Origin of the sequence: Priestia aryabhattai B8W22 (assembly GCF_000956595.1) — a bacterium.
Lineage (GTDB): Bacteria > Bacillota > Bacilli > Bacillales > Bacillaceae_H > Priestia > Priestia aryabhattai.
Genome location: NZ_JYOO01000024.1, coordinates 71,082 through 84,573, shown reverse-complemented (window position 1 = coordinate 84,573; position 13,492 = coordinate 71,082). Strand labels below are relative to the sequence as shown.

The 13,492-nt window shown below is 38.2% G+C and carries 14 protein-coding genes and 4 tRNA genes; 17 read left to right on the top strand and 1 reads right to left on the bottom strand.

Features of this window, described 5'->3' with window-relative positions:
• Nucleotides 1-16: 16 nt before the first annotated feature.
• The gene (yyaC, locus tag N178_RS18270; protein ID WP_045293922.1) at nucleotides 17-637 is read right to left on the bottom strand and encodes a spore protease YyaC; all 621 of its coding nucleotides are present in this window, start codon (nucleotides 635-637) and stop codon (nucleotides 17-19) included.
• Nucleotides 638-723: 86 nt separating this feature from the next.
• On the opposite strand from yyaC, the gene N178_RS18265 reads away from it, so the two are divergent.
• The 17 genes from N178_RS18265 (at nucleotide 724) to yycF (ending at nucleotide 13,491) form a co-directional block, all read left to right on the top strand.
• The gene (locus tag N178_RS18265) at nucleotides 724-1,737 is read left to right on the top strand and encodes a YkvI family membrane protein (protein ID WP_045293921.1); all 1,014 of its coding nucleotides are present in this window, start codon (nucleotides 724-726) and stop codon (nucleotides 1,735-1,737) included.
• Nucleotides 1,738-1,804: 67 nt separating this feature from the next.
• Nucleotides 1,805-2,698 carry a mechanosensitive ion channel family protein gene (locus tag N178_RS18260; protein ID WP_028409761.1) on the top strand — a complete coding sequence of 298 codons (894 nt, stop codon included), beginning with the start codon at nucleotides 1,805-1,807 and terminating at the stop codon, nucleotides 2,696-2,698.
• Between the two features lie 14 nt (nucleotides 2,699-2,712).
• The gene (locus tag N178_RS18255; RefSeq protein WP_013059917.1) at nucleotides 2,713-2,910 is read left to right on the top strand and encodes a DUF951 domain-containing protein; all 198 of its coding nucleotides are present in this window, start codon (nucleotides 2,713-2,715) and stop codon (nucleotides 2,908-2,910) included.
• 170 nt (nucleotides 2,911-3,080) lie between these two features.
• A complete protein-coding gene (ychF, locus tag N178_RS18250) occupies nucleotides 3,081-4,181 on the top strand; it encodes a redox-regulated ATPase YchF (RefSeq protein WP_045293920.1) in 1,101 nt (366 codons plus the stop codon).
• Nucleotides 4,182-4,370: 189 nt separating this feature from the next.
• Nucleotides 4,371-4,658 carry a 30S ribosomal protein S6 gene (rpsF, locus tag N178_RS18245; protein ID WP_013059915.1) on the top strand — a complete coding sequence of 96 codons (288 nt, stop codon included), beginning with the start codon at nucleotides 4,371-4,373 and terminating at the stop codon, nucleotides 4,656-4,658.
• A gap of 47 nt (nucleotides 4,659-4,705) precedes the next feature.
• Nucleotides 4,706-5,206 (top strand): single-stranded DNA-binding protein, encoded by a 501-nt coding sequence (gene ssb / locus N178_RS18240; RefSeq protein WP_013059914.1) that lies wholly within the window; start codon nucleotides 4,706-4,708, stop codon nucleotides 5,204-5,206.
• Between the two features lie 66 nt (nucleotides 5,207-5,272).
• Complete coding sequence (rpsR, locus tag N178_RS18235) at nucleotides 5,273-5,512, top strand: 30S ribosomal protein S18 (RefSeq protein WP_013059913.1); 240 nt, start codon at nucleotides 5,273-5,275, stop codon at nucleotides 5,510-5,512.
• Nucleotides 5,513-5,650: 138 nt separating this feature from the next.
• Nucleotides 5,651-6,595, top strand: a complete 945-nt coding sequence (locus N178_RS18230; RefSeq protein ID WP_045293919.1) for a YybS family protein — start codon at nucleotides 5,651-5,653, stop codon at nucleotides 6,593-6,595.
• Nucleotides 6,596-6,631: 36 nt separating this feature from the next.
• Nucleotides 6,632-8,605 (top strand): DHH family phosphoesterase, encoded by a 1,974-nt coding sequence (locus N178_RS18225; RefSeq protein WP_013085556.1) that lies wholly within the window; start codon nucleotides 6,632-6,634, stop codon nucleotides 8,603-8,605.
• The gene (gene rplI, locus N178_RS18220; protein WP_045293918.1) at nucleotides 8,602-9,051 is read left to right on the top strand and encodes a 50S ribosomal protein L9; all 450 of its coding nucleotides are present in this window, start codon (nucleotides 8,602-8,604) and stop codon (nucleotides 9,049-9,051) included. The genes N178_RS18225 and rplI overlap by 4 nt, the downstream gene beginning before the upstream one ends.
• 115 nt (nucleotides 9,052-9,166) lie before the next feature.
• Complete coding sequence (gene dnaB / locus N178_RS18215; protein WP_045293917.1) at nucleotides 9,167-10,531, top strand: replicative DNA helicase; 1,365 nt, start codon at nucleotides 9,167-9,169, stop codon at nucleotides 10,529-10,531.
• A gap of 187 nt (nucleotides 10,532-10,718) precedes the next feature.
• On the top strand, nucleotides 10,719-12,005 hold the full coding sequence (locus tag N178_RS18210; protein WP_013085553.1) for an adenylosuccinate synthase: 1,287 nt from the start codon (nucleotides 10,719-10,721) through the stop codon (nucleotides 12,003-12,005).
• 168 nt (nucleotides 12,006-12,173) lie between these two features.
• A tRNA-Lys gene (locus tag N178_RS18205) sits at nucleotides 12,174-12,246 on the top strand.
• A gap of 15 nt (nucleotides 12,247-12,261) precedes the next feature.
• Nucleotides 12,262-12,333, top strand: a tRNA-Glu gene (locus N178_RS18200).
• A 35-nt stretch (nucleotides 12,334-12,368) separates the two neighbouring features.
• Nucleotides 12,369-12,444, top strand: a tRNA-Asp gene (locus tag N178_RS18195).
• A 4-nt stretch (nucleotides 12,445-12,448) separates the two neighbouring features.
• Nucleotides 12,449-12,521: transfer RNA gene (locus N178_RS18190), tRNA-Phe, on the top strand.
• A gap of 262 nt (nucleotides 12,522-12,783) precedes the next feature.
• Complete coding sequence (gene yycF, locus N178_RS18185) at nucleotides 12,784-13,491, top strand: response regulator YycF (RefSeq protein ID WP_013085552.1); 708 nt, start codon at nucleotides 12,784-12,786, stop codon at nucleotides 13,489-13,491.
• The last annotated feature ends 1 nt before the right edge of the window (nucleotide 13,492 follow it).

Genomic DNA, 13,492 nt, shown 5'->3' with positions numbered 1-13,492 from the left:
TAGTTAGACACCTTTTTTATTGTTTATAGTGTCTTACAGTTTGGTAAACCGGAGAAGCATTAAACTCTTTCTCTCGTTCGGTGTGCACAGTCTCAATGCTTTTCGCAATTAAATCGGCAATGCACATAACGAGATGAAGCCTCGTATTTTGCAAGACGAAAAACTCCATAAATCCGCTCACGTTGACAACTCCTGTTATATGAATATCTCCGACTGGCGGCAATTCTTTATTAACTCCTGCTCCTGGTTTAACGGGTCCTACTCCAAGTGATGCAGAGCCTACGCTTTTCATACGACCTAAACAAGCATCAATTCCAATAATAAAAGGATTTGGGAAAAGCTTTTGAATATGCTTTAACGTTTCTTTCAAATTAACAGCATGAACAGGCTCTTCTAACGTTCCAAAAATGTGAAAAGATGAAACTTTTCTTTCATTCAGTTTCGTTCCGACTAATGGACCCAATGAGTCCCCAGTTGAACGGTCCGTTCCAATACATACAAAAACAATTGGTCTGTCTTTCTGTGCTGGAAGTAAAGATAGTAACTGTGTACTCAGCTTCTTTATAGCAGATTCTTCATCATGAAATACGCGGGTTGAATGTTGTGTCTTCTCAAAGAAGGGAGATTTTAAATTCATAGGGTCCACTCCTTATACATAATAGTAACAGTATACGAAGATTTTGAAGATTCTATACATATATTTCATGGATTGGGGGAAAATCGATGTGGAGAGCAGGATGTAAATGGATATTCTTAATTATGGGAACCATGATAGGCGCTGGATATGCTTCAGGGAGAGAGCTATGGCAGTTTTTTGGCGAAGAAAGCGGACTTGCTATTTTTCTATTTTCTATTATTTTTGCGATTTCTTGCAATGTGATTATGCAAATCAGCTATCGTTACCGAACCAATCAATTTTATCCAGTGCTCATTGAATTAATAGGAAAGAGATGGGCTGCAGCTTACGATGTTTTAATCGTTTTTTATTTATTTACGACAACTGTGATTATGATCGCGGGCGGTGGGGCGACATTGGAAATGTGGCATGTTCCTTACTGGTGGGGAATTGGCGCTCTTAGTACGTTTATCGTCTTTGTTTTTTCGAGAGGATTAAATGGGCTTCTTTCTATCAATTCTTTTGTTATGCCAATCTTAATGATTGGACTAGCTGGCGTACTTCTTACATTTGTTTTACGTCATCCTGGAGTAACTGATTGGCATCTTCAGCATAATTGGCCTGCTGCTTTTACCTTTACGGCTTTAAATATCCTCCCTCTTGTCGCGGTATTATCTACAATTGGAAAGGAAATTAAAAGCAAAAAAGAGATTTATATTGCAAGTATTGGCAGTGGTTTTTTATTAGGGGGGCTTTCCTTTATTTATAATGAATCGCTTATTCAAGTTTCAGGCCTTCTTTCTTCTTATGAAATTCCATTATTCGCTATTCTTAAAGACTTTCCTTATACGATGCTGTTTTTAATGAGCATTGTTTTGCTCATTGCAATTTATACAACAGCCGTATCGGGAATCTTAGGACTGACCGCGCGTTTTCATACCGAAAAGGTGCAATCTCTTTGGAAACTGGCAGCCTGCTGGCTACTTTTAATGATTCCTTTTACAAAGTTAGGTTTTTCTACTTTGATTGCCGTTTTATATCCAATGTATGGAATCGTCAATTTATTTTTAGTAACAGCTGTTCTATTGTATCCATTTCGAAATCGCTACAAAAGTTCGTAGAAACTTGCTACAATAGATTAAAACTTTCTCGTATGTAGATTATGTTACGATAGGAGCTACATGTAGTATGAATTCGTTGAAGTCAGTTTTTAAGAACGTGTTTGAGCCATTTTTTCAAGAAGAAACGTGGGCACATATTGGAGAGGGATTTATAAAAATTCTGTTGATTCTGCTTATTTCCATGTTTTTAATTCGAATTGGAAAGAAAGCGTTAAATAAATTTGTAGAGGTTCGCACAAATAGCCCTCTGCGTATTTCTGAGCGACGAGAAGCTACGATGGTCCGTTTGCTTCAGAATATTTTTTCTTATGCTATTTATTTCGTTGCGGGAGTTATGATTTTAGAAACATTATCCGTAGATGTCCGTGGATTGCTAGCGGGGGCTGGAATCGTAGGGCTCGCGGTAGGGTTTGGTGCTCAAAACTTAGTGAAAGACATCATCACTGGTTTTTTTATTATCTTTGAAGATCAGTTCTCCGTTGGCGATTATGTTCGAGTAGGAACATTTGAGGGAACTGTGGAGGAAATTGGGTTGCGTACAACAAAGATTAAGAGTTGGACAGGCGAAATTAATATTTTGCCCAATGGTAGTATTGTGGAGGTCACTAATTTTTCTTTACATAACAGCGTAGCTTTCGTTGATGTAAGCATTTCTTATGAAGAAAACATACAAAAAGCAGAACAAGTGATCTTAGACCTGTTAGAAGAATTGCCAAGTCGCTATGAAGATATGGTTAAAACGCCTGAATTGCTGGGCGTTCAAAATATCCATGCAACTGAAGTCACAATGAGGATTACAAGCGAAGTAAAACCAATGAGACATTTCCATATTTCTCGTATGATTCGTAAAGAAGTGCGTACAAGGCTAAATGAACATGGCATTGAAGTTCCATTTCCTCGTATGGTTATGTATAATCGTACAGAAGAAGCACAGCATTCGTCGACGTTAAAAGGGACATAAGGAGGAGAGAGCTGATGACGGAAAAAGAATTTGGTTTAAATGACGTTGTGGAAATGAAAAAACCTCATCCTTGCGGTACAAATGAATGGAAAATCATTCGAATGGGAATGGATATCCGTATTAAATGTGAAGGCTGCGGCCATAGCGTAATGATTCCAAGACGTGATTTTGCACGTAAAATGAAAAAAATTCTTGTAAAGCATGAGGAATAACCTCATGCATTTTCTATGTTTATGCCTTATACTGTAAGGTGGGACAAAATGAAGCACCCTAACGCCATGCGGCTAAAGGTTCTTTATCAAACTTGTATTTCAAAAGTTGACTCACTATAATTGTGACAGGTTAACTTGTTTCGGATATATAAAGAGGAGTGAATAAATATATGGCTTTAACAGCTGGAATTGTTGGTCTTCCTAACGTTGGAAAATCAACATTATTTAATGCAATTACACAAGCGGGCGCAGAATCTGCGAACTACCCTTTCTGTACGATTGATCCTAACGTAGGTATTGTAGAAGTACCTGATCATCGTCTTCAAAAACTTACAGAGCTTGTAAAACCTAAAAAAACAATTCCAACAGCATTTGAATTCACAGATATCGCTGGAATCGTAAAGGGTGCTAGTAAAGGTGAAGGACTGGGAAATAAATTCTTATCTCATATTCGAGAAGTAGATGCAATTTGTCACGTTGTGCGTTGTTTTGAAGATGAAAATATCACGCACGTTTCAGGAAAAGTAGATCCTATTTCAGATATTGAAACAATTAATTTAGAGTTGATTTTAGCAGATTTAGAAACGGTAGAGAAGCGTATTGGCCGTGTTCAAAAAATGGCTAAACAAAAAGATAAAGAAGCAATGTATGAATACGAAATTCTAGAGAAACTAAAGAATGCATTTGAAAGTGATCAGCCAGCTCGTGCTGTATCGTTTACAGAAGAACAAATGAAATTAGTAAAACAATTTCATTTGCTAACGATCAAACCTATTCTTTATGTAGCGAACGTTTCTGAAGATGAAGTAGCCGATGCATCTGCTAACGAATATGTAGCAAAAGTGCGTGAGTATGCGGGAAGTGAAGGTGCAGAAGTAATTGTTGTTTGCGCACGCATTGAATCTGAAATTGCTGAGCTTGAAGGAGAAGAAAAAGCAATGTTCCTTGAAGAACTAGGCATTGAACAGTCAGGTCTAGATCAGCTTGTACGTGCAGCGTACGATTTACTTGGATTAGCTACGTACTTTACAGCTGGTGAGCAAGAAGTACGCGCGTGGACGTTTACACAAGGTATGAAAGCTCCTGAGTGTGCAGGTATTATTCACACAGATTTTGAACGTGGATTTATTCGTGCAGAAACGGTGTCATACGAGGATTTATTAGCTGCTAAAACAATGGGAGCGGCTCGTGAAGCTGGAAAAGTACGTTTAGAGGGAAAAGAATACATCGTAAAAGATGGAGACGTTATGCATTTCCGCTTTAACGTATAAGATTAAAAGCCGAAAGAAGATATCTTCTTTCGGCTTTTGTCGTTGGCGAAAATATTAGCGTATATTTACGAAACAGCCCGCAATGCATATTGCTTTGCCTATGGTAGTGTGCTATAATTTTAATTCGTGAGTAATATTTTATTGCTCCTTGCCCGTTTCGGGCCGTTAGACCAAAAGGAGGTGACAGTGATGAGAAAGTATGAAGTAATGTACATCATCCGTCCAAGCATTGATGACGAAGCAAAGAAAGCATTAGTTGAGCGCTTCAACGGCGTATTAACTGATAATGGTGCTGAAATCGCAAATGTTAAAGAATGGGGTAAACGTCGTTTAGCATACGAAATCAATGATTTCCGTGACGGTTACTACATGATTCTTGACGTGGCGGCTACTTCAGAAGCAGTTTCTGAATTTGATCGTCTTGCGAAAATCAACGAAGACATTATCCGTCATATCGTTGTTAAACAAGAAGCATAATTAAACGTTTAAATAAATGGGTTTTATTTCCTTAAGGAGTGGTTCTGATGATGAATCGCGTAATTCTCGTAGGACGCTTAACCAAAGATCCTGAATTACGTTATACCCCGAGTGGAGCAGCGGTTGCAACATTCACTTTAGCGGTAAACCGCACATTTACAAATCAGCAAGGTGAACGTGAAGCTGACTTCATCAACTGTGTTGTATGGCGTCGTCAGGCTGAAAATGCAGCGAATTTCCTTAAAAAAGGAAGCTTAGCTGGTGTTGATGGTCGACTACAATCTCGCAGTTACGAAGGACAAGACGGTCGTCGCGTATACGTAACGGAAGTTGTAGCGGAAAGTGTGCAATTTTTAGAGCCGAAAAGTGGCGGTGGGGATACGCAACGCAGTAACTTTGCTAACACTGGAGGATCTGGACAAGGCTCTCCATTTGGAGATAATCAGAACCGTAACTCAGGTAATCAAGGTTATACTCGCGTTGATGATGATCCATTTGCAAATAATGGCGAGACAATTGACATTTCAGATGACGATTTACCGTTTTAATTCGCAGTAGATTATCCGGAGTATAAAATTTTATAGAAACTTTTAAGCGGAAGGAGGCGTATCAAAATGGCAGGTGGACGTAAAGGTGGACGCAACAGACGTCGTAAAGTTTGTTTCTTCACAGCAAACGGCATCACTCACATCGATTACAAAGATGTAGATATGCTTAAAAAATTCGTTTCAGAGCGTGGTAAAATTTTACCTCGTCGTGTAACTGGAACAAGCGCTAAATACCAACGTAAATTAACGATCGCTATCAAACGCGCTCGTCAAATGGCATTATTACCATATGTTTCTGGTGAATAATGAACGGTATAAAAAGAGGCAGTAAGGATTTCCTTACTGCCTCTTTTTACATTACATAGGTGCTCTTTTGTCAAATAGTTGCTTCTTATGAACTGAATCGATAAAATAAATAATAGTCTATGTCAACGAGGTGAAGTTGTGAAAGGAATTCGATATATTACAGAAGGAGCAGCTCTTTTAGCGCTGTTTGTGGCGCTGTTGCTTTTTTCACTATACATACCTGTTGTGGGAACCATTTTTCAACTAGCGCTAGCTGTTCCATTTATTGTGTATACCGTTCGTCATGGGTGGAAAAAGGCAATATTATTTTTAGTAGTAGGGTTGTTATTGACTTTGTTATTTGGAAATGTGTTGACTCTTCCTTTTACACTTGTATTTGGTATTGGTGGATTAGCAATAGGAATGCTTTACCGACAAAAACAAAAAAGGTATACCATTTTACTAGGCGGCACGGTTGCATTTAGTTTAGGTTTACTTTTATTGTTCGTAGGAGCAAATGTCATTTTTAATGTTAATTTAATGGAGCAAATAAATAATGCTTTAGATCAATCGATTAATCAAAGTATTGAAATGATGAAAAGTTTAGGACAAGACGTTAAGGAATCTCAAATTGACCAAATGAGAGATGCGTTTGATATGTTTAAAAATCTGTTGCCTCTATTAATTGTTATGGGCGGAGTTATTCTGGCCTTTTTCTCTCAGCTTATTGCTACGCCTATTCTTAAAAGAACAGGTTATGAGGTGCAAGCATTCCCGCCTTTTCGTGAATTGAAACTTCCTAAAAGTATTCTATGGTATTATTTGATTGCGTTAATCTTATCTTTCCCATCTTTTAATATTGAACAAGGTACATTTATGTACGTAGCTATTATCAACATCGTGATGGGACTGCAAATGCTAGTAGTGTTACAAGGGATCTCTTTTATTTTCTATTTCTCGTATCAAAAAGGGTATGCCAAAGCAATTCCAATTGTTGTAACAATTTTAGCATTAATTATTCCAATTATCCTTCAAATTGTGCGCATCTTAGGTATAATTGATTTAGGATTTAATTTAAGAAAACAATTAGACACAAAAAAGTAGATATTGTGGAACTTAAAAAAGTAGGAGCTGAAATGGATGCCTGTCTTTACAAAAAAGAACGTCATTCGCTATCCATTTTACTCATTGTATAGTATAGCCCTGATTTTAGTAGGTATCGTGACCTATCATAATTGGATCATAGGAATGATAGGCTTTATATTACTATTAGCCTGTCTTTTTCTATACATGAGAATGGAGCGAATGCTGTCCGATGAGTTTGAAACCTATATTTCAATGCTGTCTCATCGGCTGAAAAAAGTAGGCGAAGAGGCATTAATGGAAATGCCGATTGGGATTATGCTATTTAATGATGAATATCAAATTGAATGGACCAATCCTTTTCTAGCATCTTGTCTCGGTGAAGACACACTAGTGGGAAGATCATTATACGATGTAGCAGAGAGTATTATTCCACTGATCAAACAAGAAGTGGAAACAGAAGTTGTCACGTTGCATGATCGGAAATTCAAAGTGGTGATTAAACGAGACGAGCGCTTACTGTACTTCTTTGATATTACAGAGCAAATAGAAATCGAAAAATTGTATGAAGAAGAACGAACAAGTTTAGGCATTATCTTTTTAGATAATTATGATGAACTCACGCAAGGAATGGATGATCAAGTTAAAAGTAACTTGAATAGCCAAGTAACTTCTATGTTAAATAGTTGGGCTCAAGAATACGGTATTTTTATTAAACGTACGTCTTCTGAGAAATTTATTGCGATTATGAATGAACAAATCTTAATTCATTTAGAGCGAAGTAAATTTTCTATTTTGGACCAAGTTCGAGAAGAGACGTCTAAACAAAATATACCGCTTACATTAAGCATTGGTATCGGAGCTGGTGCTGCTGATTTACCTGAGCTGGGTGCTTTAGCTCAATCTAGCTTGGATTTGGCCTTAGGTCGAGGTGGAGATCAAGTAGCGATTAAACAGCCGAATGGAAAAGTGAAATTCTTTGGCGGCAAGACAAATCCAATGGAAAAACGGACGCGCGTGCGTGCAAGAGTTATTTCTCACGCGTTAAAAGAGCTCATTACAGAGAGTGGAAAAGTGATTATTATGGGTCATAAGTATCCGGATATGGATGCTGTAGGAGCTGCCATTGGAATATTAAAAGTAGCACAAGTGAATCAAAAAGACGGTTTTATCGTATTAGATCCTGACCATATTGATACAGGTGTTCAGCGAATGCTAGAAGAGATTAAAAAGAAGGAAGGCCTGTGGGAACGATTTATTACGCCTGAAGAAGCCTTAAATCTTGTGAGCGATGATACTCTTTTAGTAGTAGTAGATACGCATAAGCCGTCGCTCGTTATTGAAGAAAGGTTATTAAATCGTATTGAAAATGTCGTGGTCATTGATCATCATAGACGAGGAGAAGACTTTATCGAAGATCCTCTTCTTGTCTATATGGAGCCATACGCTTCCTCGACAGCAGAACTCGTTACTGAGCTGCTTGAATACCAGCCAAAACGATTTAAAATTGATATGCTAGAAGCAACAGCACTTTTAGCCGGTATTATTGTCGATACAAAAAGCTTTACATTACGCACGGGATCTCGTACGTTTGATGCAGCGTCCTTTTTACGTTCTCAAGGCGCAGATACGGTTCTTGTTCAAAAGTTTTTAAAAGAAGATATCACGCAATATGTACAGCGAGCACGCTTTATTGAACATGCAGAGATTTATACAGCAGGTATTGCCATTTCACGAGCTGAACCAAACAAAATGTATGATCAGGTGTTAATTGCGCAAGCTGCAGATACGCTGCTTTCAATCAGCGGAGTGGTTGCTTCATTTGTTATTTCTAAGCGACGGGATAATCTAATTGGTATTAGTGCTAGATCGCTTGGGGATATCAATGTACAAGTTATTATGGAAAGTCTCCAAGGCGGAGGCCACTTAACGAATGCTGCTACTCAGCTCCAAGACATTAGTTTGGATGAAGCTGAAGAACGGCTTAAACAAGCAATTGATGAGTACTTAGATGGAGGTAGAAGATCATGAAAGTAATTTTCTTAAAAGATGTAAAAGGAAAAGGCAAAAAAGGTGAAGTGAAAAATGTTTCAGACGGTTATGCACATAACTTCTTATTAAAAAATGGTTATGCTGTTGAAGCTACAGGCGGTAATGTGAAGGTATTAGAAGCACAAAAACATAGAGAGCAAAAAGATGCAGCTGCAGAACTTCAAGCAAACAAAGAGTTAAAAGCAACTCTTGAAGAACTAACAGTTGAATTAACAGCAAAATCTGGTGAAGGAGGCCGTTTATTTGGTTCTATCACAAGCAAACAAATTGCTGAAGAATTAAAGAAAAAACACAAAATTAAAGTAGATAAGCGTAAAATTGAATTAAATGATGCTATTCGCGCATTAGGCTACACAAATGTACCGGTTAAATTACATCCAGAAGTAACGGCTACTGTAAAGGTACACGTGACTGAACAAAAATAAACGTACGATTGAAAAATAGGTAAATAATATAAAGGGTTGGCGCGGACTTGTATTTGTTCGCGCCAACATTTATGATGAAAGAAAATACGAAAGAATATAAGAGGGGCATAGAAATATGAGTGATCTTTTTGCTGATCGTCTTCCGCCTCAGAATATTGAAGCAGAGCAAGCGCTATTAGGGGCCATTTTCTTAGAGCCTTCTTCTTTAACCTTAGCATCTGAGCTGCTAATACCTGAAGATTTTTACCGGGCATCGCACCAGAAAATCTTTACATGTATGCTGAAACTTTCTGACCAAGGTGAACCGGTTGATTTGGTAACGGTAACGTCTGAATTAGCTGATCAAAAAATCTTAGAAGAAGTTGGCGGCGTATCGTATTTAAGTGATTTAGCTAACTCTGTTCCAACGGCTGCAAACGTAGAGTATTACGGTAAAATCGTAGAAGAAAAGTCGATTTTACGCCGTCTAATTCGTACTGCAACGCATATTGCTTCAGAAGGATATGCAAGGGAAGACGAAGTAGAAGTTTTATTAAATGAAGCGGAAAAAAATATTTTAGAAGTAGCACAGCGTAAAAACAGCGGTGTGTTTCAAAATATCAAAGATGTACTTGTACAAACGTACGATGATATCGAAGTTCTTCACAATCGAAAAGGTGACATTACAGGTATCCCAACCGGGTTTAGTGACTTAGATAGAATGACAGCAGGGTTCCAGCGAAATGATTTAATCATTGTAGCGGCCCGTCCATCGGTAGGTAAAACGGCTTTTGCCTTAAATATTGCGCAAAACGTTGCAACGAAAACGGATGAGAACGTAGCAATCTTCAGTTTAGAGATGGGTGCTCAGCAGCTTGTTATGAGGATGCTGTGTGCCGAAGGAAATATTGATGCACAAAGGTTGCGTACAGGCTCGCTTACAGCTGATGACTGGGGAAAGCTCACGATGGCAATGGGATCTTTGTCCAATGCAGGGATTTATATTGATGATACACCGGGTATTCGAGTAGGTGAAATTCGTTCTAAGTGTCGTCGCCTGAAGCAAGAAGGCGGGCTTGGGATGATTTTAATTGACTACTTACAGCTCATTCAAGGAAATGGACGAAGCGGAGAAAACAGACAGCAGGAAGTATCTGAAATTTCGCGTGCGTTAAAAGGTTTAGCCCGTGAATTAGAAGTTCCTGTTATCGCCTTATCACAGCTTTCTCGTGGAGTAGAGCAGAGACAAGATAAGCGACCGATGATGTCTGATATCCGTGAATCCGGAAGTATTGAGCAGGATGCCGATATCGTAGCTTTCTTATATCGTGAAGACTATTATGAAAAAGATACAGAAAATCAAAATATTATCGAGATTATTATAGCTAAGCAGCGTAACGGTCCCGTTGGAACCGTACAGCTTGCCTTCGTAAAAGAGTACAATAAATTCGTTAATCTCGAGCGGCGCTTTGATGACGCAGGAGTGCCGCCTGGTGCATAAAACCTCTCAATATGAGAGGTTTTATTTTATTGTTATCGCATTCGTTCCGCAAAATACGATATATTTGTAATAACTTTTGTTAAATTGTTCGGATTTAATTGACTTTAGCGTGATAAATTGATACACTTATCCATGGTTAAATTATGTCGTAGTGAGCTGTTGCTTACTAAGCGGAGGTGCTTAAGATATGTCTTCAGTCGTTGTAGTAGGAACACAATGGGGAGATGAAGGAAAAGGGAAGATTACAGACTTCCTATCAGAAAATGCAGAAGTGATTGCACGTTACCAAGGTGGGAACAATGCAGGTCACACAATTAAGTTTAATGGTGAAACTTATAAGTTACATTTAATTCCTTCAGGTATTTTTTATAATGACAAAACGTGTGTAATTGGAAACGGTATGGTTGTCGATCCAAAAGCGCTTGTTCAAGAATTAAAATACTTACATGATCGCGGTGTAACAACAGAAAACTTACGTATTAGTAACCGAGCTCATGTGATTCTTCCATATCATTTAAAATTAGATGAAGTTGAAGAAGAACGTAAAGGTGAAAATAAGATTGGTACAACGAAAAAAGGTATTGGACCAGCTTATATGGATAAAGCAGCACGTGTTGGTATTCGAATTGCCGATTTACTAGACCGTGAAGTATTTGAAGCAAAATTAACACAAAACTTAGCTGAAAAGAATCGCCTTCTTGAAAAAATGTATGAAGTAGAAGGCTTTACATTAGAAGAAATTTTAGATGAGTACTATGAGTATGGTCAACAAGTTGCAAAATATGTTGTTGATACATCAGTAGTATTAAATGATGCGTTAGACGAAGGACGTCGTGTACTATTTGAAGGCGCACAAGGTGTTATGTTAGATATCGATCAAGGAACATATCCATTTGTTACATCTTCGAACCCAGTAGCTGGTGGAGTAACGATTGGTTCTGGTGTAGGTCCATCTAAAATCAAACACGTGGTAGGCGTATCAAAAGCGTATACAACTCGTGTTGGTGACGGTCCTTTCCCAACTGAATTAACAAACGAAATCGGTGATCAAATCCGTGAAGTAGGACGTGAATATGGTACAACAACTGGTCGTCCTCGCCGTGTAGGTTGGTTCGATAGTGTAGTTGTACGTCATGCTCGTCGAGTTAGCGGAATCACAGATTTATCTTTAAACTCGATTGATGTATTAACGGGAATTGAGACATTAAAGATTTGTGTAGCTTACCGTTACAAAGGGGAAGTTATGGAAGAATTCCCTGCTAGCTTAAAAACACTTGCAGAATGCGAACCTGTATATGAAGAGCTTCCAGGTTGGACAGAAGATATTACGGGTGTGAAAACATTAGATGAGTTACCTGATAACGCTCGCCACTACTTAGAGCGCGTGTCTCAATTAACAGGTATTCCTTTATCTATTTTCTCTGTAGGTCCAGATCGTACACAAACAAATGTATTACGTGGTGTATATAGCTAAATAAAAAAAGGTTAGCTCCTCGTGAGCTAACCTTTTTTATATATAATTGGTGGTTTGTTAACAAGATTTTTAAAAAAAGCTCAATAATAAAAATAAAGTTTTAAAAAACTATTGCATTTATATAAAATATCGTGTTATTATAATAAGCGTCGCTAAGAGATATAATATGAGCCATTAGCTCAGTTGGTAGAGCATCTGACTTTTAATCAGAGGGTCGAAGGTTCGAGTCCTTCATGGCTCACTTTTGTTACAACGTGGCCCGTTGGTCAAGCGGTTAAGACACCGCCCTTTCACGGCGGTAACACGGGTTCGAATCCCGTACGGGTCATTTTTAATAATTTTAATACATAGCATATAAACTGAGGTCCCGTGGTGTAGCGGTTAACATGCCTGCCTGTCACGCAGGAGATCGCGGGTTCGATTCCCGTCGGGACCGCCATTTTGGCTCGGTAGCTCAGTTGGTAGAGCAAAGGACTGAAAATCCTTGTGTCGGCGGTTCGATTCCGTCCCGAGCCATCAAAAAGCATGACTTTATTTAAAGTCATGCTTTTTTCTTTTATTTACATTTAAAAGAAAACGTTATTTGCTTTGTATCTCTTTTGTGGTAATATATTACTTTTGTATTTAGAGATGGTTGAAAATCATATATCTTCATGTATAGTAGAGGATGAACTTGTGACGTTTCAAGGGTTATCAAGTATAATAAAACTACGGTATTCAAACAGTATGAATACTATCTTTTATATTTTGCTTCAACTAATAAAGGAGAACGATGATCATGGATAAACGTATTTTAGTCGTAGATGACGAAAAGCCGATTGCAGATATTTTAAAGTTTAATTTGCAAAAAGAAGGTTACGAAGTATTTTGTGCTTATGATGGCGTAGAAGCACTTGAAAAAGTGGAAGAAGTACAGCCTGAAATGATTTTATTAGATATTATGCTTCCTCAGAAAGATGGAATGGAAGTTTGCCGAGAAGTGCGTAAAAAATATGATATGCCAATTATCATGTTAACAGCAAAAGACTCTGAAATTGACAAAGTTTTAGGTCTAGAATTAGGTGCAGATGATTATGTAACTAAGCCGTTCAGTACGCGTGAATTATTAGCACGTGTAAAAGCTAATTTACGTAGACATCAGCAGGTAGCTGTTCCAACAGAAGAAAGTGAAACGAATGAAATTACGATTGGAGCACTTGTTATTCACCCAGATGCTTATATCGTGTCTAAGCGCGGAGAAACGATTGAACTGACTCATCGTGAATTTGAGCTGCTGCATTATTTAGCGAAGCACATTGGACAAGTCATGACGCGTGAACACTTGCTTCAAACCGTATGGGGCTATGACTATTTTGGTGATGTGCGTACGGTAGATGTAACAGTTCGAAGATTACGTGAAAAAATTGAAGATAATCCAAGCCATCCAATGTGGATTGTAACAAGACGTGGAGTAGGCTATTATTTACGCAGCCCAGAGCAGGAGTAAT